Source organism: Flavobacteriales bacterium (assembly GCA_020635855.1).
In the GTDB taxonomy this organism is placed as follows: Bacteria; Bacteroidota; Bacteroidia; order JACJYZ01; family JACJYZ01; genus JACJYZ01.
Genome location: JACJYZ010000002.1, coordinates 157,361 through 177,616, shown reverse-complemented (window position 1 = coordinate 177,616; position 20,256 = coordinate 157,361). Strand labels below are relative to the sequence as shown.

Annotated in this window: 21 protein-coding genes; 11 read left to right on the top strand and 10 right to left on the bottom strand. The window is 52.2% G+C overall.

All coding sequences use genetic code 11. The features are described 5' to 3' along the window. Window positions 1–18: 18 nt before the first annotated feature. The 5 genes from phoU to H6585_00695 are packed head-to-tail and all read right to left on the bottom strand — an operon-like array spanning window position 19 to window position 4,262. Entirely contained in the window at window positions 19–687 is a 669-nt protein-coding gene (gene phoU / locus H6585_00715; protein MCB9446848.1) for a phosphate signaling complex protein PhoU, read from the bottom strand. A 17-nt stretch (window positions 688–704) separates the two neighbouring features. Then, a complete protein-coding gene (locus H6585_00710; protein MCB9446847.1) occupies window positions 705–1,550 on the bottom strand; it encodes a phosphate ABC transporter ATP-binding protein in 846 nt (281 codons plus the stop codon). Next, complete coding sequence (pstA, locus tag H6585_00705; GenBank protein MCB9446846.1) at window positions 1,544–2,401, bottom strand: phosphate ABC transporter permease PstA; 858 nt, start codon at window positions 2,399–2,401, stop codon at window positions 1,544–1,546. The genes H6585_00710 and pstA overlap by 7 nt, the downstream gene beginning before the upstream one ends. Further along, window positions 2,394–3,269 (bottom strand): phosphate ABC transporter permease subunit PstC, encoded by an 876-nt coding sequence (gene pstC, locus H6585_00700; protein MCB9446845.1) that lies wholly within the window; start codon window positions 3,267–3,269, stop codon window positions 2,394–2,396. The genes pstA and pstC overlap by 8 nt, the downstream gene beginning before the upstream one ends. 48 nt (window positions 3,270–3,317) lie before the next feature. Then, window positions 3,318–4,262: a PstS family phosphate ABC transporter substrate-binding protein gene (locus H6585_00695; protein MCB9446844.1), complete on the bottom strand. Its 945-nt coding sequence runs from the start codon at window positions 4,260–4,262 to the stop codon at window positions 3,318–3,320. A 240-nt stretch (window positions 4,263–4,502) separates the two neighbouring features. Between H6585_00695 and H6585_00690 the strand changes: the two genes are divergently transcribed. From H6585_00690 to H6585_00680, 3 genes are all read left to right on the top strand, one after another. Beyond that, window positions 4,503–5,714, top strand: a complete 1,212-nt coding sequence (locus H6585_00690; protein ID MCB9446843.1) for an FmdC precursor — start codon at window positions 4,503–4,505, stop codon at window positions 5,712–5,714. Between the two features lie 113 nt (window positions 5,715–5,827). Further along, a complete protein-coding gene (locus H6585_00685; GenBank protein MCB9446842.1) occupies window positions 5,828–6,511 on the top strand; it encodes a response regulator transcription factor in 684 nt (227 codons plus the stop codon). Window positions 6,512–6,619: 108 nt separating this feature from the next. Next, window positions 6,620–7,675 carry a sensor histidine kinase gene (locus tag H6585_00680; protein ID MCB9446841.1) on the top strand — a complete coding sequence of 352 codons (1,056 nt, stop codon included), beginning with the start codon at window positions 6,620–6,622 and terminating at the stop codon, window positions 7,673–7,675. Window positions 7,676–8,020: 345 nt separating this feature from the next. Here the strand turns inward: H6585_00680 and H6585_00675 are convergent, their stop codons facing one another. Both H6585_00675 and H6585_00670 read right to left on the bottom strand, forming a co-directional pair. Continuing rightward, window positions 8,021–8,464, bottom strand: coding sequence for a hypothetical protein (locus tag H6585_00675; GenBank protein ID MCB9446840.1), 444 nt, complete (start codon window positions 8,462–8,464; stop codon window positions 8,021–8,023). 90 nt (window positions 8,465–8,554) lie between these two features. Next, window positions 8,555–9,628: a glycosyltransferase gene (locus H6585_00670; GenBank protein MCB9446839.1), complete on the bottom strand. Its 1,074-nt coding sequence runs from the start codon at window positions 9,626–9,628 to the stop codon at window positions 8,555–8,557. A 54-nt stretch (window positions 9,629–9,682) separates the two neighbouring features. Here H6585_00670 and trmB point away from each other — a divergent pair, with 54 nt between their 5' ends. The 6 genes from trmB (at window position 9,683) to H6585_00640 (ending at window position 13,698) form a co-directional block, all read left to right on the top strand. After that, entirely contained in the window at window positions 9,683–10,423 is a 741-nt protein-coding gene (gene trmB / locus H6585_00665) for a tRNA (guanosine(46)-N7)-methyltransferase TrmB (protein MCB9446838.1), read from the top strand. A 135-nt stretch (window positions 10,424–10,558) separates the two neighbouring features. Next, a complete protein-coding gene (locus H6585_00660) occupies window positions 10,559–10,927 on the top strand; it encodes a helix-turn-helix domain-containing protein (GenBank protein MCB9446837.1) in 369 nt (122 codons plus the stop codon). Then, a complete protein-coding gene (locus H6585_00655; GenBank protein MCB9446836.1) occupies window positions 10,924–11,292 on the top strand; it encodes an MGMT family protein in 369 nt (122 codons plus the stop codon). The genes H6585_00660 and H6585_00655 overlap by 4 nt, the downstream gene beginning before the upstream one ends. A gap of 159 nt (window positions 11,293–11,451) precedes the next feature. Further along, complete coding sequence (locus H6585_00650) at window positions 11,452–12,558, top strand: Mrp/NBP35 family ATP-binding protein (GenBank protein MCB9446835.1); 1,107 nt, start codon at window positions 11,452–11,454, stop codon at window positions 12,556–12,558. Between the two features lie 20 nt (window positions 12,559–12,578). Further along, window positions 12,579–12,821, top strand: a complete 243-nt coding sequence (locus tag H6585_00645) for a NifU family protein (protein MCB9446834.1) — start codon at window positions 12,579–12,581, stop codon at window positions 12,819–12,821. A 1-nt stretch (window position 12,822) separates the two neighbouring features. Then, complete coding sequence (locus H6585_00640; GenBank protein MCB9446833.1) at window positions 12,823–13,698, top strand: SDR family oxidoreductase; 876 nt, start codon at window positions 12,823–12,825, stop codon at window positions 13,696–13,698. Window positions 13,699–13,708: 10 nt separating this feature from the next. Here H6585_00640 and H6585_00635 read toward each other — a convergent pair whose 3' ends face one another. Continuing rightward, the gene (locus H6585_00635) at window positions 13,709–13,876 is read right to left on the bottom strand and encodes a hypothetical protein (GenBank protein MCB9446832.1); all 168 of its coding nucleotides are present in this window, start codon (window positions 13,874–13,876) and stop codon (window positions 13,709–13,711) included. A gap of 78 nt (window positions 13,877–13,954) precedes the next feature. Here H6585_00635 and H6585_00630 point away from each other — a divergent pair, with 78 nt between their 5' ends. Both H6585_00630 and H6585_00625 read left to right on the top strand, forming a co-directional pair. Further along, complete coding sequence (locus tag H6585_00630; GenBank protein MCB9446831.1) at window positions 13,955–14,860, top strand: TIGR01777 family protein; 906 nt, start codon at window positions 13,955–13,957, stop codon at window positions 14,858–14,860. Window positions 14,861–15,007: 147 nt separating this feature from the next. After that, window positions 15,008–18,322, top strand: coding sequence for a M4 family metallopeptidase (locus tag H6585_00625; protein ID MCB9446830.1), 3,315 nt, complete (start codon window positions 15,008–15,010; stop codon window positions 18,320–18,322). Between the two features lie 54 nt (window positions 18,323–18,376). Here the strand turns inward: H6585_00625 and H6585_00620 are convergent, their stop codons facing one another. Both H6585_00620 and rfbA read right to left on the bottom strand, forming a co-directional pair. Continuing rightward, window positions 18,377–19,357 (bottom strand): polyprenyl synthetase family protein, encoded by a 981-nt coding sequence (locus H6585_00620; GenBank protein MCB9446829.1) that lies wholly within the window; start codon window positions 19,355–19,357, stop codon window positions 18,377–18,379. Beyond that, complete coding sequence (rfbA, locus tag H6585_00615; protein ID MCB9446828.1) at window positions 19,350–20,213, bottom strand: glucose-1-phosphate thymidylyltransferase RfbA; 864 nt, start codon at window positions 20,211–20,213, stop codon at window positions 19,350–19,352. The genes H6585_00620 and rfbA overlap by 8 nt, the downstream gene beginning before the upstream one ends. Window positions 20,214–20,256 lie beyond the last annotated feature (43 nt).

The following is a 20,256-nucleotide window of genomic DNA, read 5'->3' as shown; positions in this document are numbered from 1 at the left end:
GAACGCCTTCAATCCTGTTTACTTCTCAAGCTTGGCGTGATGTTTCAGCACTTTGGCCTCCAGGTAGAAGATGATCTCCTCGGCAATGTTCTTGATCAGGTCGCCGGAACGTTCCAGCTTTCTGACAGAAGACAACAAGGGAATGATGACAGGCATATCTCCGGGATCTTTTGTTCCGAGCTGAATCGCTGTTTGTGTGGCCTCATGGTTGGCTTCGTTCAGGTGAAAGTCCTTGCTGAACACCTGACGTGCAAGGTGTGTATCTTCTTCCACGAAACCTTTCTTGACATCGTTGATCATGGAGATCACCATCAGAAACATTTCATCAATCCGGAAAGCATTCAAAAAATCGGCCGGTATTTTCGGGTTGCCGTGACTGATGTAGTGTGCGATCGATTCCGCATTGTCTCCAATTCTTTCCAGGTTTGAATTGATCTTCATCGAAGCCATTACAAAACGTAGATCTATGGCCACGGGGTTATACAGGGCAAGGATGTTCTCACAATCCTTGTCGATCTTCAGCTCCATTCCGTTCACCTTTTTCTCCAGCGCCAGTACTTCCTGCGCCAGGTCATACCGGTGTTCCATAACGGCCAACCGTGCCCGTTCGAGCTGACGACTGACCATATCCATCATTTCAACGATGGATTCATTCAGGAGGACCAATTCGGGTTGAAGATGTGACATATTAAAAGCATCAATGTTTAGCCGAAACGGCCGGTGATGTAGTTTTCCGTTTGTTCCGCTTCAGGGTTGGTAAATATTTTCTTGGTATCGCCATACTCCACCAGTTCGCCCATGTAAAAGAATGCGGTATAATCGCTGATACGTGCAGCCTGCTGCATATTATGTGTGACGATAACAATGGTGTATTGTTTCTTCAATTCGTAGATCAGCTCTTCTATTTTGGAAGTTGAAATGGGGTCCAGTGCAGAAGCGGGTTCGTCCATCAGGATCACCGACGGTTCTACCGCCAGGGTTCGGGCGATGCACAACCTTTGTTGCTGACCTCCGGATAAGGCCAATGCAGATCTTTTCAGGTCGTCTTTCACCTCATCCCACAGAGCAGCCTGACGAAGAGATAGCTCCACCTTTTCTTCGATGTAACGTTTGTCCTTCACGCCGTGAACCCGCAGGCCATAGGCTACATTGTCAAAAATGGTTTTGGGAAACGGGTTGGGTTTCTGGAACACCATGCCCACCTTCATCCGAAGCTCTTCCACCCGGGTATCCTTCCAGTAAATTTTTTTGCCATCCACGATGATCTCGCCTTTCAACTGAAAGCCATCTATGTAATCATTCATCCGGTTGAAGAGACGCAGGAAGGTGGATTTGCCGCAACCCGACGGCCCGATGAATGCGGTTACCGTATTCTGGTACATTCCAAGGTTGATATTTTTCAACGCGTGGAAATGACCATAGTATACATCTACGCTCTGCGCTTCCAACTTATATTTTTCCGAAGAACGGGCCTCGGAGGGTTGAACTTTCTTTTGTTCTTCCTTCACAACCTCAACATCCTCAACAATTTTTCTGCTATCTCTTACCATTTCACTTTCCTTTGCCAGCGGTTACGTAAATATATGGCTATTCCATTCATCAACAATGTAATCGCCAACAGCACAATGATGGCTGCCGCGGCATTGACAAGAAATTCCTTTTGCGGCCTGGACACCCAATTGAACACCTGGATGGGCAATACGGTGAATTCATCCATCGGGCCTTTAGGAACAAAAGGCACATATGCCAGCGCCCCGATCACAATCAGCGGTGCAGTTTCTCCCACAGCCCTTGACAAGGCGAGGATGGATCCGGTGATGATGCCACCCATGGATGCCGGAAGCATTTGGTGATAAATGGTCTGCCACTTGGTTGCTCCCATCGCCAGGGAAGCTTCCTTTACGGTTTTTGGAACCGCGCGTAGCGCTTCCCGTGTGGCCACAATCACGATCGGAAGGATCAACAGGCTCAATGTAAGGGCACCCGACAACAAGCTGTTTCCCAATCCCAGGACACGTCCGAATATCTGCAAACCCAACAAACCGTAAATCACCGAAGGCACACCGGCCAGGTTGGCGATGTTCACTTCAAGAAAGGAAGCCCACCTGCTTTTTTTTCCATACTCTTCGAGGTATATACCTGCCATTACACCAAGTGGAAATGCGATCATCGTTGTTAACCCGAGGATCCATGCGGTACCAGCCCATGCTGTTTTTATACCGGCTTTTGAGGCCCTGCGTGATGGCAAGCTGGTAAGGAAGTCAATATCCAGTCGGGGCAACCCATCCATCAGGATGTCTATGATAAAAACGGCGAGTACAACCAGGCCCAGCATGGTGCAACAAATGCCAAACACTTTGAAGGCTTTATCCTTGATCCGGTTGACCCTGGTGCTATTCATACTTCTGATGGAATCTCCTTTTGATCCAGAAACTGATGTTGTTCAGGATGAAGGTGAACACAAAAAGCGCCAGACCGGCGGCAAAAATGGTTTTGTATTCCAGCGACCCGTGCACCACATCCCCCAGGCACACCTGAACGATATAGGCCGTGATGGTTTCCACGGGCACGGTTGGGTCTGCTGTCAACCGCGGTTGTTGTCCGGCAGCGATCGCCACGATCATGGTTTCGCCGATGGCCCTGGATATGGCAAGAATCACAGAAACCACGATACCGGAAGAAGCGGCGGGTAACATCACCCGGAAAGAGGTTTGCAGGCGCGTGGACCCCATGCCGTAGGAAGCTTCACGGAGCGACTTGGGCACGGCATACAGCGCATCTTCACTCAGGGAAGAAACGAACGGAATGATCATGATACCCATGACAATACCGGCAGACATGGCATTGAAACCGGAGATATCAGGATCGATCTTTTGGAGGAAGGGCGTAACCACCATCAGCGCGAAAAAACCATACACCACCGTAGGCACGGCAGCCAGGATTTCCAGCATGGGTTTGACCGTGGTGCGAAAACTTTTCGGGGCATATTCACTCAGATAGATCGCAATGGTAAGACCAACGGGCAACGCGACAGCGATCGCAATCACAGTGGTAAGCAACGTACCGGAAATCAATGGAAGAATGCCATAGTGCTTGTTGGTGAACAATGGGGTCCATTCGGTATCCGTCAGGAAATCCCAAAGCGAAACCTCAGTGAAAAACCCCATCGACTCAACCAGCAGGATGGCAATAATTCCAAGGGTTGTAAGCACCGTGATGGCTGCAGCCAGGAACAATGCCCGCTCGATCAGGAATTCCTTCAGTTTCATGATGCTGTCACTTCTTCCGGGCAGATCACTGCGGTACCGGGGGATTGTTTATTGCGGATTAGCAGTTGCCGGTTTGAAGTTAGCAAAATCTGTTCTGGCTTTTTCATAATCCGCTTGAGGAAGGGGAATATAACCGACTTCCTTGGATATCTCAGGTGCTTGTTCAAGATAGAAATCCACAAAAGCCCTGACTTCCGGGCGCTGCGCCGCCGCACTGCTTACATAAATAAAGATAGGCCGGGACAACGGTGCATAGGTGCCACTTGAAACGGTTTCCATGTTGGGCTTTACCGCGGGGGCTCCGTTGTCACTCACACCTGCCAGCTTAAGTTTGTCCTGATTTTCCTCGTAATAGGCAAGTCCGAAAAAGCCAATCGCAAATTTATCACTGGCGATGCCTTGTACCAGCACATTGTCATCTTCACTTGCGGTAAAATCCCCGCGGCTGCTTCCGCTTTCGCCCACGATGGCCTCGGTGAAATAATCGTAAGTACCGGATGCCACACCCGGACCGAACAGATGAATCTCTTCATCCGGCCACCCTGCCCGTACCTGACTCCATTTGGTGATCACACCCTGTGCTGCGGGTTCCCATAACTTCTTCAGTTCTTCAACCGTGATATCATTCATCCAATCATTGGCCGGATTCACAACAACGGCCAATCCGTCATAGGCAATAGCCAGCGATACATACTCGATGTTATTCTCTTTGCACAATTCAACCTCTTTGTCTTTGATAGGACGTGATGCATCGTTGATATCTGTTTCACCCCTGCAAAATTTCTTAAAGCCCCCACCGGTTCCTGAAACACCCACGGTCACCCTTACCTCCGGTTGTTCATTCCTGAAGTCTTCCGCCACCGCTTCAGTGATAGGGTATACTGTGCTGGAACCATCTATCTTGACCGAACCGGCCAACTGGGAGTCACCCGCTTGGCTGTTCTCCTGTTTCTCACCCGAACATGATGCAACCAGCATACAAACCGAAGTCATCAATATACCCAGATTGATGGTGAAAAATGTGTGTCTTGTGCTCATCTCAACTTGCTTGATTAGATTGTTATGCGTTAGTTTTTTTGCAAATGTAGGGCATGTGTTCCGGTGGCAAAGCAGCACCGTGTTAAGCTTATGTTACCATTGCATTAATAAATCACGAATTCTTATCGGTGAGTCAACTTACAGAACACATTTTAGTCACATTTGCATAACAAAACCAATAGCAGAACAACGGGTATGACACACAACTTTACGCGCATGAATCAACTGCTGGCTGCCACATCCATCTTCCTATGTATGGCAGGAACCAGCACGGCACAAATCAAAACAAATGAAAAATTCGGGAAGGGCATACACATTGCCGCGGAAGACACTTCATTTTCTCTGAAATTCGCAACCCGCATTCAAACGCTTTATGAAGGACATTATATCGTCACCGACGATACCAGCATTACCGATCATTACAGCGACAAACTGCTGACACGCCGGGCACGATTGAAATTCGAAGGCTTTGCATTCAGTCCGAAGGTCACCTACAAAATGGAACTCGGACTCACCAACAGGGACCACGGAGGCGGGAACATCAGTCAAAGCAACAACACCGCCAACATCATCCTCGATGCCGTGGTGAAATGGGAGGTATGCAAAAACACACAGCTGTGGTTCGGACAAACCAAACTACCCGGCAACAGGGAACGGGTCGTGTCATCTCAATCTTTGCAATTCGTGGACCGCTCGCAGGTGAATTCAAACTTCAACATTGATCGCGACATGGGCATTCAATTGCATCATACATCAACTACAGGTAACGTAGTCATACGTGAAATCGCTTCCATTTCCATGGGCGAAGGACGTGACATTACAGCATCAAACAGCGGTGGTTACGACTATACGGGCCGGGTTGAAGTCCTTCCATTCGGTGAATTCACCGGCAAAGGAGATTACTTCCTGTCTGATCTGAAAAGAGAAGAAAAACCAAAGCTTGCACTGGGTATTACTTACGATTTCGACGACGATGCTACGCGTGAAGAAGGTCACCTGGGCAAATTCCTCTCCGCCTCAACCGACCTCAGCACCTTGTTGGCAGATGCCATTTTCAAATACAACGGGATTTGTGTTCTGGGCGAATTTGCGAACCGGACAAGCAGCACCAGCCCAGCAATTACAGACAGCACCGGCAACATTCTTCAAAGCTTCGTAACCGGAACAGGCGTGAATATGCAAGCCGGATATCTTTTCAAAAACAATGTAGAAGTCGCAGCCAGAACAACCATGATTAGTCCGGAAGTTGCCACTGGTCGCAACGGGATCCAGGAAACAACCCTGTGTGTCTCCAAATACATCGCCGGACATCATCTGAAAATCCAGAGTGACTTATCTTACAGAAAAGAAGACCATGTATCGGATGATTTGCTGATCTTCCGGTTCCAGGTTGAGTTGGGGCTCTAGCGATTTAATATCGGGTTCATATATCATTCATACATTGCAGGTGTTTTTCAAATGCTTTCAAAACACCTGCAATGTATACCGAAGCCAAAGAGCTGAATGGAAAATCAACGGTTATGGATGAAAATCGACAAAAAATACTGTTGGTGGATGATGAACCGGACATCCTGGAGTTCATCCGCTACAACCTGGAAAAGGAAGAATACGAGGTAAAGACCGCCTCCAACGGCAGGGATGCACTTCAGATCGCCAAATCCTTCCACCCCGACCTCATCATCCTGGATGTGATGATGCCAGAAATGGATGGCATCGAAACCTGTCATGAACTAAGAAAGATGGAAGACATCGGTAATACCCTGATCACCTTTCTTACTGCACGCAACGAAGATTATACCCTGATCGCCGGCCTGGAATCCGGCGCAGACGACTACATCACCAAGCCCATCAAACCCAGGGTGCTGGTGAGCCGGGTGAAAGCCCTGCTGCGTCGTCGTTCCCTGATCGCCGCCCATCCGAACGAAATCAAGGCCGGTCCCATTACCATCGATCTCCAGAAATACCTGGTCAGCCTCGACGGCCAGCCGATGGAATTGCCGAAGAAAGAGTTCGACCTGCTGTTCCTCCTCGCATCCGCACCCGGAAAGGTCTTCAAACGTGAAGAGATCCTTTCCTCCGTATGGGGCAACGACGTGATCGTCGGCGAACGCACCATCGACGTGCACATCCGCAAACTCCGCGAAAAATTGGGAGAACACCTGATCCGCACGGTAAAAGGCGTTGGGTACAAATTTGAATTTTAATGTAATTTAGAAATCAGGTTGAATCCGTGCCTATAACCGAAAATCCGGGAACACGGATGTGGTCGTGACAATGGAATTCAGGACAAGAACAGACTGACTCACCCGGTGATGCGAAACCAAAGCCCCCAACAAATATCCATCCGGTCGGCAGCTTTACTGGCAGCCATTGCCACTTTCATTTTTGTGATCGTTTGCCGGATCGATGATCATCTGGTTTCCCCTCTGGTCGTCATTATCTTCTTTCTACTCACATTCGCTACCGGCTTCTTCGTACTTCGCTACGTGATCGGGCAGTTCATTTACCGGAAGATCAAACTGATCTACAAAACCATCCAGAAAGAGAAATCCACCAAGTCGGGAAGAAAGGAAGAAGAGATCATCCACATGAATGAGGACTTCGTGGCCAGGATCAACCGCGACGTAGAGGCATGGGCGGATGACCGGAGAAAGGAAATCGACAAACTCGTGGCCGAGGAACAATACAGGAAAGAATTTCTCGGCAACGTTTCCCACGAACTGAAAACCCCCATCTTCAACATCCAGGGCTATGTGCTTACCCTGCTGGAAGGCGGACTCGAAGATCCCACCATCAACCGGGATTACCTGGAAAGAGCCGCCAAGAGCGTCGACCGCATGATCCACATCATCGAAGACCTCGAGTCCATTTCCCAGCTGGAAGTAGGGGAATTACAATTGTACTTCGAGAAATTCGACCTGGTGCAGATGGCCAAAGACATCCTGCACGCACAGGAAATGAGGGCGCAGGAATACAACATCACCCTGGGGTTAAAAGAGAATTACGACAAACCCATGGAGGCCTGGGCCGACAAAGACCGCATCCGGCAGGTATTCACCAACCTGGTGGTGAACAGCATCCGGTACGGAAGGGAAAACGGCCATACCGAAGTGCGCATCTACGACATGGATGAGAACTGGCTCGTGGAAGTGGCCGACAATGGCATCGGCATCCCCCCCGGTCACCTGTCGCGCATTTTCGAAAGATTCTACCGGGTGGATAAAAGCCGTTCACGCGAACGCGGCGGCACCGGCCTCGGGCTCTCCATCGTAAAACACATCATCGAGGCGCACGGACAAACCGTGAACGTACGCAGCACCGAAGGCGTGGGCTCCACGTTCTCATTTACGGTGAAGAAGGGACGTTAGAAAGACGTTAGATAATAGACGATAGACTGTCCAAAGTAAGATCAATGGACGGGATGCCATTTACGCGACCGAAGGGAGCATTTTGACAAGTCGCAAGTTTCAAGTCGCGAGTCTCAAGTTGGCCCTCATGAGGTGGTTAGCGACCTTCTTCATAGGTACTTTGCAATACGGATGGAAATCATCCGTGGAAATAATTGAAACGAAGCTGTGATTGTCGCGACCGAAGGGAGCTTTTGGCCATTTACGCGACCAACGGGAGCCATTTACGGCGCAGCCTATTGACACGACCGTAAGGGAGTACTTGACCGCGAAGCAACTTACGCGACCACCGGGAGCATTTCCCCGTCAATTCCGCTTGAAGGTGAATTGTCGGAGTTTATCCGGGGATACCTTAACGATCCTGGCATCCGGCTCCACAGGAAGTCCTTTGAATTCATTGTCCTTCTCGTATTGCAACACGAAATAACGTTTGATGGAGATGCCGGCGAGTTCAGCCTGAATGGCTGCACCGCCCATGGCTTGTGTTGGATCCAATTCCCCTTCCACCACCAGGGTATCCCCCATGAGGTGCCACTGGCGAATGGAAAAAGACAGGAACGGCAGGTACTTCTCTTCGTTGTTTTCGCGAATGCCTTCCCCGAAAAAACCTGTTCCATCCGGGCGAAGTTCCATGTCGATGTACTCTTGCTGTCCGAGGGCATTGGTACCCTTGTCGGCACGCCAGTTTCCCTGGATGCTTGCTCCACCCTGCTCACCTGAACCCGCATGGCCGACTGCAGACAGTGCCATGAAAATTCCCAGAAATAGAATGCGGTGCACCTTCATAGAAGTGAAGGTAGGAAATTCCGGGTGAAGGTCAAGGGAATGCCCACCCGTTTATCAACATGATTTCAACGAATCCACGAAACCTTTCACCACAGGTGTTAGGAGGTCCTCTCTTTTGAAATTCGCATCGGGGAGCTGTTTCAGAGAAGCCAAGGCCGCATCCAGTTGTAAGGAGTGCTGGCTGCACGCGACACCCCTGCCAAGCGTCATCCACCTTTCAGCCAGGTACTCCTGCTCGGTTTGTCCGGGTGTGGGAATTACGATGGCAGTACGCCCCAACCGGTCCAGGTCCATCAGCGTGGAATACCCCGAGCGGCAAATGATATGATCCGCCTCCAGCAGGGCCTTCTGCAACGCATCCGGTGGCAGGTGATCCATCCATTTCACATGTACGCCCACATCAGGTGGTGGTGATTTCGCCCACCCCCGAACCACCATATAAGGAGACGGTTGATCCTTCAACCAACGGGCAAGCACATGTTCCAGGATCGTACGTTGGGGTTCAGGGCCAGACAACACCACCAGTCCGCCCCCTTTCCGCGGCGGCTTCACATCGGGTGCGTTGAACCTTGACAGCGGCCCGACATAGCGGAGATTCGCCGGCAGGGGTTGCCCGTGTGACAAATCACCCGAGAGGTTGTTCTCACCCGGATCGTCCGGTACCCATATTTCCCGGAAATGCCGGATCATGCGCAGCTGCCAGCGATACAACGAACCGGCAAATGCCGGCGCCTGGATGTGGATCTGATGCGAGATGAAGACAGATGGGATGCGGTCACTCCACAAACCGTAGCGGTTATCGGAAACAACCGCATCCAGGTTGAAACGGGATACCTGTTCATCCAGCCAATGGTGTTCTTCCTTGATGGTACGCATCACCCGCGGCATTTGCCAGGCCATGGCCAGCGCCATCGGCGTACGTTGTGCATAGCGCACATCATAACCGGGAATTTCAAGGGCAGTCAGGTGCGGAAACACTTCCCGGAGAATGGCAAGTCCGGCGCCTGTGCCCGCCAGCACCACATCGGCACCCGCTTGCAGGAAACCATGAACCACCGGAATGCACCGGGTGGCATGACCGAGTCCCCAATCCAGCGGGGCGACCAATATGCGGGGTTGCTGCGACATATGCGGCGGTGCCAAAGGTAGGCGATCCGGGCGAAAGCCCCTATATTTGCGGCCATGGGAAGAAGCAAATTGTACCGGTATGCAGAGAACGACGCGTTGCCGAATGTGATCCAGCCGGGACGCCCGGAAGAAGCGGCAACATTCCTCCTGAAAGGCAAATGGAGCCGGGATCATTTCCACAACGAACAACCCCTCACCCTTGAACTCGGTTGCGGAAAAGGGGAATACACCCTGGGGATGGGCCGTGCCTTTCCCGACTGCAACTTCATCGGAGTAGACATCAAAGGGGCCCGTATCTGGCGTGGCGCCAAAACGGCCCTGAACGAAAACCTCGGGAACGTGGCTTTCCTGCGCACACCCATCGAACGCATCGAACAATGCTTCGGCAAAGATGAGGTAAGCGACATCTGGATCACCTTCCCCGACCCGCAACCCACCAGCCGCAGGGAAAAGAAACGGCTCACCGGACACGCCTTCCTTCACAGGTACCATAAGATCCTTCGGCCCGGCGGTCGCATCCACCTGAAAACCGACAGCGCCGAATTGTTCGCATACACCATGGAAGTACTGGAACACCTCCGCATCCGGCCTGAAATCGTATGCGAGGATGTACACGGTTCACTGGACGAGATCCCCGACATGGTGCGTTCCATCCGTACACATTATGAGCAGCTTTTTTTAGCAAAAGGAAAAAACATCCACTACCTGCGCTTCTCGTTGCCGGATGATTTGCCGCCTCCTCCGAAAAAGAAAAAGAAGCAAACCCAACACATTCAAGACACCATCAAGCCATGATTGATGGACCCGGATGTATAAAACAATCACACTCGACTAGGTTTTCTTACTTAGGTAAGTATTAATTACATTTGTGTAAATTAATTGTGATTCTCAACGGAAGGTGATGAAACAATTTTTTGTGACCATTGCCGCATGGGAATTCACATCGGACAGATCATCAGGAAACAGTTGGATACCGCAGGCATGAGCAAAACGGAATTTGCCCGCCGCATCAACACCACTTCCCAGAACGTGTATGGCATCTTCAAACGCAAGAGCATTGACACCGCGTTGCTGCAAAAGATCTCCGAAGTGTTGCGCTATGACTTCTTTCAGTACTACAGCAAACCCGGCGCAGCCATCGTGGAAGACGGCAAGAAAGATTATAAGCCATCGCAAACCGCTCCCGGAGACATTCCCGAACTGTTGAAGGAAGTGGAAAGCCTGCGCAAGGAAAATGCCTACCTGAAAGAGATCAACCAGCTGTTGCGCGAGAAGGTGAAGGCGCCGAAATCCAAATGAAGAAGTCACCTTCATCCCGCTCCACCTCCTCAGATTCCGACGATTTTTTTGAACGCGTATACGCCGTGGTTCGCCTGATCCCCGAAGGACGCGTGACCTCCTATGGCGCCATCGCCCGCTACCTGGGCAGTGGCCGCTCCGCTCGCATCGTGGGATGGGCCATGAACAATTGCCACCACCTCGAAGAACCCGTTCCCGCCCACCGCGTGGTGAACCGACAGGGCCTGCTTACCGGGAAGATGCACTTCGGCGGCACCGTGATGCAACAACTTCTGGAGAACGAGGGCATCACCGTGGAAGACGACCAGATCCTGGATTTTAAAAAGGTGTTCTGGGACCCTGTGACGGAGCTGGGGATAGAATAAGTCGCGAGTCGCAAGTCTCAAGTTGCATGGATCATTCACACCATGTCTCATTTTCAAATGGGCACATCAACACATTTTCAAATCATCCCGCCCTTTCTTATTTAGAACAATTCTTAATAAATAGTACCTTTACTCCTGAGAAAGCATCACACATTTACCATGGCCATTGACAAAGATGCAGTGCTGGATGCGCTGCGAAACGTAGACGATCCCGACCTCAAGAAAGACCTGGTGACCCTGGGCATGATCCGCGACCTGGAGATCTCCGGAAAGAAAGTGAAGTTCAGCGTGGTACTCACCACACCCGCATGCCCCATGAAAGAGATGATCCAACGGGCCTGCGAGAATGCCATCATTCATTTCGTAGATGCGGAAGCCGAGGTGGAAGTGAACATGACCTCGAACGTCACCTCCGGCCAGTCACAAGGCAAACCCGCGCTGGAAGGCATACGCAACATCATCGCCGTTGCATCAGGCAAAGGCGGCGTGGGCAAATCAACGGTTGCAGCCAACCTGGCAGCGGCCCTGGCCCGGCAAGGCGCCAAGGTAGGATTGATCGATGCCGATGTATACGGCCCGTCCATCCCCCTCATGTTCGACGTGCAATTCGAACGCCCGGGCATGGCCGAAGAAAACGGTAAAAAGAAAATGGCACCTGTCCAGAACTATGGTGTCAAACTCATGTCGATCGGCTTCTTCGCGGAAGCTTCCCAGGCAGTAGCCTGGCGCGGACCGATGGCCACAAAAGCCCTGCAGCAAATGATCAGCGACGTGGCATGGGGTGAACTCGACTACCTCCTGATCGACCTTCCTCCGGGAACCGGCGACATCCACCTCACCCTTGTGCAAACCCTTCCGCTGACCGGCGCCGTGGTGGTTACCACCCCCCAGAAACTGGCCGTGGCCGATGCACGAAAAGGCATCGCGATGTTCCGCATGCCACAGATCAACGTACCGGTACTCGGTCTTGTAGAAAACATGGCCTGGTTCTCCCCGGCCGATTTCCCAGACCATATCTATCACATTTTCGGAAAAGGCGGCGCAGAAACGCTTGCCGGTGAGTTCGACCTTCCCATCCTCGGACAGATCCCGCTTGTGCAATCCATCGGCGAAGCGTCGGAAGCCGGGAGGCCGGCTGCATTGCAGGAAGATACTTTCCAATCCCAGGCATTCCTCGAACTGGCCGGACGCGTAGCACAGGAAGTGGCCATCCGTAACGCCAACATGGCACCCACCGAACAGGTGCAGATGAAAACAGGTGTATGAGCACACCCAAACATACCGAGCTGATCGAGATCATCAGGAAGGAACTGGAGCTGATCCGGCCCTACCTGCAGGCGGATGACGGTGATGTTACACTCGAGGAAGTCACCGAAGATTTTGTGGTCAAGGTGAAACTGTGGGGCGCCTGCTGCGGTTGTTCGATGAGCCCGATGACCATGCGCGCCGGTATCGAAGAAGCCATGAAAAAAGCCGTTCCGCAAGTGAAGGAAGTCGTAGCTGTGAATGACTCCCGCAAGCATGAATAACATGGATGTTTCCCAACTGATGCTGCGCGAGGGCAGTCTCAACGGTCAGAAGATCGTAATTACCGGAGGAGGTACCGGACTGGGAAAATCAATGGCAGAAGCCTTCCTGCACCTGGGTGCGCATGTGGTGATCACCAGCAGGAAAATGGACGTGTTGGAAGCTACGGCCGAAGCACTTGATCAGATCTACCCATCGAAAATACAACCCGTCGTTTGTGATGTCAGGGACTACAGCCAGGTGGAAGCCATGCTGGAACAGGCAAACACAAACGGACCCGCTGTATCCGGACTGGTGAACAATGCCGCCGGCAACTTTATAAGTCCGACCGAAAAACTTTCCAACCGCGCCTTCGACGCCGTGGTGGACATCGTACTCAAAGGTTCTTACAACACCACCCTTGCATTCGGCAAGAAATGGATCGCCGACAAACAGCATGCGGTTGTACTGAATATTGTTACCACATATGCGTGGACAGGCTCGGCCTACGTGGTGCCTTCCGCCTGCGCAAAAGCCGGCGTGCTGGCGCTTACACGTTCACTGGCTGTGGAGTGGGCACCCTACCACATCCGGTTGAATGCCATCGCTCCGGGACCGTTTCCTACCAAAGGTGCATGGGAGCGGTTGTTCCCGGAAAGCGTGAAACAGATCATCAATCCCGAAGGACGTGTGCCGCTCGGACGCGCGGGAGAACACCATGAACTTGCCAACCTTGCTTCTTACCTGGTATCTGATTTCTCAGCATACATGACGGGGGAAGTGGTGACCATCGACGGAGGTGAATGGCTGAAAGGCGCCGGCCAGTTCAACGTGATGTCGGAGGTTCCCAAAGAACAATGGGACCTGATCTCCCAACAGATCCGGCAAAAGAAGTCGTAACCGGAACGCCTTACGTACGACGGTTTCCAAATACGTACGCGAACAGCGACAGCACCACCAGGAAGAAACAGATGGCGAGCACCAGGTTGTCTTCGCGGTGCATGTTGGTTTCTGCAAACAACAACACACTCCCCAGCAGCAATACAACAAGGCCGGTGTATTTTAAAATGGCTTTCATGAATACACGTATTTTTAACTTTATACATTCAAAGGTATCGATTGAAGAACGGGCCATCAAGTCCAATATGATATCCACATGAACATCCTGATCGCAGGCGGAACCGGACTGATCGGCAGGCACCTTGCCGTGCAATTGCATGCATCGGAGCATCAGGTGTTCGGGCTTAGCAGGCAACCCAAAGCCATACCGCCGTTCACGCGCATGTTCGCCTGGGATCCGGATCGGCACATCATTGACCAGGATGCTACAACAAACATCGATGTGGTCATTAACCTTGCGGGTAAAAGCTTATCTGACAACCGGTGGACCAACGCCAACCAACAGGAGATGATCAACAGCCGCGTGAATGCCACACTTACCTTATATGAAGCGTTGAAGGCAAATGATTCCAAACCTTCGCTGTATATCGGTGCATCAGCGGTTGGTTATTATCCTACCGAAAACCCGCAAGCCAACCACGTGGAGACCGATCCGCCTTCCGATAAGTTTCTCGGACAATGCTGTGTTCAATGGGAAGAAGCGCACGCCACGGTTTCCTCCCTCGGCATCCGGAGCGCCATCTTCCGGATCGGTGTTGTGCTGAGCAAAGAAGGTGGTGCTTTCCCGTTGTTGTACAAGCCTGTAAAACTGGGCCTGGGTGCCGCACTGGGCACAGGCCGCCAGGTACTCCCGTGGATTCACATAGACGACCTATGCCGGATGCTATCCTGGCCCATCAACAACACCCGCGTCCATGGAACCTACAATGCGGCAAGTCCGAACCCGACCACCCAGCTCGAATTCTCCCGTGCACTGGCAAAAGTTGCCGGCAAGCCTCACTTCCTGCCGGCCGTTCCGGCATTCCTGCTGAAGATAGTACTCGGACGAAAAGCCGTGATCGTACTTGAAGGAAGCAGCGTTTCCTGCGCCAAATGTTTGACCGACGGTTTCACCTTCGTACACACCGACCTGGAAGAATCTTGTCAGAACCTTGTAGAATAAGGGTAAAGTTTATATCGATCTGGCAAAATTTTATTGGGCCTATGTAGGATTTCCGGGAAAAAATTTTTTTCTTGCATTCTCCCCCAACAATTGCAGTTGAGTCTTTTCATTTCTCAAGTGAGTGATTTTTAACTAACCTGTTTTGCTATGAAAACAAGCATACCCACGGGATGTATTGCATCCCTGTGCATTCTTGCCATGAGCTCCGGCCTTCTTCACGCCCAGGAGATCACAGGGCAAGCTGCCGCAACCCTTGTCCCTGATGCGACCGTGGTCCGCGTGGATCCCAGTCGATCCAGCAGACCTTTGTTCGTCAGCTTCGACGACGCATCAGCGCGACACGCAAACAAATCCGGAATGGAACTCATCCTTTCCACCGTGCAAGCCAAACCCAGCGATGCCTATCAGTTGGTGAAAACCGAACCGGATGCAATGGGATACCAGCACGAAAAGTACCAACAGTTGTACAAAGGCATTCCTGTGCAGGGTGGAGAATTCCGGGCGCACGTCCTTAATGGAACCGTGCGGTCTATCAACGGATTGTACTATGACCTGGGTAACATCAACGTGACCCCTTCGGTGCCTGAAGCTTCGGCCCTCCAATCTGCCCTGGGCTTCGCCGGTGCCACCAAGTACATCTGGCAAGACCAGACGGAAATCGAAAACCTGAGAAAGGTTTTTGAAGATCCCACACTCGACTTCTCCCCGAAAGCCGAACTGTGGATCGTGGCGCCGAACTTCGACGCTTCTTCCGGTGATTTCCGGCTGGCCTACAAATACAACATCTGGGCCATGGAACCCGACGGCCGGTGGGAACTGTATGTGGATGCACAAACCGGAGAGATCATTGCCCGCAACGACCTCATCCATACAGCGGATGCGACCGGAACAGCCAAGACACGTTATGACGGCACACAAACCATCATCACCGACAGCTACAACGGCTCTTACCGCCTGCGCGAAGCCGGGCGTGGCAACGGTATCCAAACCTACAACGCCCAGCATGGCACTTCAACCGGAGGCGCTGTGGATTTCACCGATTCCGATAACAACTGGACCTCCACCGCCAATGCGGATGATGCAGGCACCAGCGCGCACTTCGCCGCTGAAATGATGTACGATTACCTGAAGAAACGCCACAACCGCAACAGCATTGATGGCAACGGCTTCAAACTGCTCGGTTATGTACACTGGGACAACGGATGGGTCAATGCCTCCTGGAACGGCCAGTACATGCGGTACGGTGATGGCAACGGTGATCCACTTACCACCATCGATATCGGTTGTCATGAAGTGGCACACGGGCTCACAAGCGAAAGCGCCAATCTCGTGTACCAGAATGAATCCGGTGCGTTGAACGAATCCTTCAGCGACATCTTCGGAACTGCGGTGGAATGGTACGCTACGCCCAGCCGCGGCGATTACCTGATTGCTGAAGACATCGGTGCCTTCCGCTCCATGAGCAATCCGAACACCTATTCAAACCCCGATACCTATAAAGGAACCTATTGGGAAACCAGCTCGAACGACAACGGCGGTGTACACACCAACAGCGGTGTACAAAACCATTGGTACTACCTGCTGTCGGAAGGAAAATCAGGAACCAACGACAACGGCAATGCATACCAGGTAACGGGCATCGGCCGTGAGAAAGCGGAAAACATCGCCTTCCGCAACCTGACGGTGTACCTGAGTTCCAACTCCAACTACGCTGATTCACGCTACTATTCATTGCAGGCAGCCAAAGATCTTTATGGTGATTGCTCCAATGAATATGCGCAAACCGCCAATGCATGGTATGCAGTGGGTGTGGGTGATCCCGTTCAGTGCAACGTGGCCCCCGAACCCGATTTCGTGGCCGACGTAACCGCCAGCTGCGACGGCAAGGTGCAGTTCACCGACAAGAGTACCTTCGCCCCTACTTCATGGGCATGGGATTTCGGTGACGGCGCTTCCTCCACACAACAAAACCCGTCTCACACATATACCGCCAGCGGTACCTTCACCGTGAAGCTGACCGCTACCAATGCCTATGGACAAAACACCGACACCAAGACGTCTTATGTGACCATCAGCCTGCTCAGTCCGCCCACCACTCAGGGCGACCAGGTCTGCGGCTCAGGTACGGTGAACCTTTCGGCTTCCGGTTCCGGTAACAAGTACAATTGGTACGACGCTGCCAACGGGGGCAACCTGCTGTACACCGGCAGCCCATACTCGCCTTCGGTGTCTTCCACAACCAGTTACTGGGTGGAGGCCGTGGATGAGAAGGCAAAGGTGAAAGGCGGGCCGGCCGATAACACCATCGGTACGGGTGGCTATTTCACCGCCAATGACCTGCGCGGTTTGTTCTTCGATGTAACTTCATCGGTATACCTGCGCACCGTGAAGGTGTATGCCAACACCGCAGGCGACCGCCTGATCGAGGTGCTGCAAGGCAGTGATACCGGTCCGGTATATGCTTCCAAAACCGTTACCATCCCTGCGGGTGAGAGCCGTGTGACCCTCGACTTCTACCTGCAACCCGGTACCAATTATTTCATCAAGTGTACCGGTGATCCGACCACCACGCCTTCAGACGTGGACCTCTACCGGAATGATGCCGGCAGTACCTTCCCCCTCAACGTAGGCGGTGTGGTGTCCATCACAGGTACCAATGCCGGTTCGGATGGATACTACTACTATTTCTACGACTGGGAGATCCAGGAGAAGGAATGCGTGAGCGAGCGCGTGGAAGTGGTGGCCACCGTGGATCCCAACGGTGTGAACCCGACCATCTCCGCAGACAATTCAACGGTGTGTGCAGGCGATGCGGTGAACATGGATGCCGGTAGCGGATATACCGCTTACCAATGGTCTACAGGTGCAACCACCCAGACTGTTACTGTGAACCCGACTGCCAATACCACTTACAGTGTAACGGTAACCGCCAGCGGCGGATGCACGGGCAACACCAGCACATCCATCAGCGTGAACCCGCTGCCGACCCCTACCATCACACAGGATGTCAACGGTACCCTGTTCATTTCGGGCATCACCGGAACACATACCTATCAGTGGTTCCGTGACGGCGCACTCATCAGCGGTGCTACCAACGATACTTACGTTCCGAATGTGAACGGCGTGTACACCGTGAAGGTGACCGACGCCAACGGTTGTACCGGCGAGTCTTCTCCGCTGACCGTGCTGAATGTAGGCATCGCACAGGTGGGACAGGATGTGGCCCTCAGGCTCTTCCCCAACCCTGCCGGTGACCAGGTGAACCTGAGCATCGAAGGAAAGGGTACACTTCAGATGGAAGTGATCAACCTGATCGGCGAGACAGTGATCGTGAAACGCAACCTGCCATCCGGCACACACAGGATCAGTCTGGCTGGTCTGCCCGACGGCGTGTACATGGTACGCTTGATCGCTACAGACACACAGGCGCAGAAAGTCATTCGTCTTGTGAAAGGGTTGTAAGAAGAATCCGAATGAAAACAGAAAAGCCTTCCGTCGCATGACGGGGGGCTTTTTTTATTTGGTTCTGCTGAGCAGGGCAGAAAAGTAACTCCGCATGGGTTCTTTCCGCTCATCGGGAACGGACACGGAGTCGAGTGACTGGAAAGCCTTCTGATGGTAACGTTTCATTTCTGAGAGCCCCATCTGATCCAGGGACAGGCTGAGAAAAAGATCACGGATCACGGCCACCTTCTCATCGGGTTGGTCATGGATGGCAGACCATTTTTTCAACAAAGCTTTTTGTTCCTCAGTGCCGTGTTTCAACACAGACAACCAGAACCATGTTTTTTTGTTGGCCAGGATATCTCCACCCACTTGTTTCCCCACTTCACCGCTATCACCAAAAACATCCAGCCAGTCGTCCATCAGCTGAAAAGCCAGTCCGTTGTACAAGCCGAATTCGTACAGCGCATCTGCATCCCTTTCAGACGCATCCGCCACGTACGCACCGATCTTCAAGCTGGCAGCGAGTAACACTGCCGTTTTCATGAGGATCATGTGCATGTATTCGTCCAGCGCCACGTCTTCCCTGGCTTCAAAGTCCATATCCAGCTGTTGTCCTTCGCATACTTCCAACGCAGTTTTGGAAAACAGTTTCATGACATTGCCATAGACCTCCGGGGCACATGCTTCAAATTGCTGGTATGCTTTCACCAGCATGGCGTCACCGGAAAGAATGGCTGTATTGATATTCCACCTCGCGTGCACGGTGGCCTTGTTACGCCTGAGCGGTGCCTGATCCATGATATCGTCATGCATCAGGGTGAAATTGTGAAAGAGTTCGATTCCGAGTGCGGGCGCAATGGCATCATACGGGTTGCCACCCATCAGGTCACATGCAGCCAGCACGAGCACGGGTCTGAGCCGCTTGCCACCCAGTCCGAGAATGTAACGAATGGGTTCGTACAAGCCTGCGGGTTCTACCCCGGGTTGGTATTGTTCACAGGCAATGGCGATCTCCTTTTGCCAATCCGAAATGGGGCTTGTATCAGGCATTGAGCAACTTCATGAGATAGGTTCCGTAACCGCTTTTTGTGAGCGGTTCTGCCAGTTGTACCAACGCATCATCGTTGATGTATTTCATGCGCCATGCCACTTCCTCCACACATCCGATTTTCAGCCCCTGGCGTTTCTCTATCACCTGCACATACTGACCTGCCTGCATCAGGGAATCAAAGGTGCCGGTATCCAGCCATGCCGTTCCGCGATCAAGCACCGCCACCTGGAGTTTGCCATCGGCCAGGTATTGCTTGTTCACATCTGTGATCTCGTATTCGCCGCGGGCACTGGGTTTCAGGTTCTTGGCAATGTCAACCACCCGGTTGTCGTAGAAGTAGAGTCCGGGCACCGCATAGCTCGACTTGGGTTTGGCAGGTTTCTCTTCGATGGACACTGCCACGCCGTTCGCGTCGAATTCCACTACCCCATACCTTTCGGGGTCTGACACATGGTAGGCGAATACGATCCCTCCGTCGGGATGCTGCATGGCCTGTAGTTTTTTGGACATGCCGGCGCCGTAAAAAATATTGTCGCCAAGGATCAGCGCCGCAGGATCGTTACCCACGAAATCAGCACCAATCACGAAGGCCTGTGCCAGTCCGTTCGGAACTTCCTGCACACGGTACTCAAAATTGCAACCCCATTGTGAGCCATCTCCCAGAAGTTGCTGGAAAAAGGGCATGTCATGTGGGGTGGAAATAATAAGCACATCACGGATACCTGCCAGCATCAGTGTGCTCAACGGGTAATACACCATGGGTTTATCGTATACCGGCATCAGTTGTTTGCTGATGACCTTGGTCAGCGGATGAAGGCGGGTACCGGAACCTCCGGCAAGTATAATTCCTTTCATTTTGTGGGCTTATGTAGCTGTATGCCGGCTATTGGCATGCAGA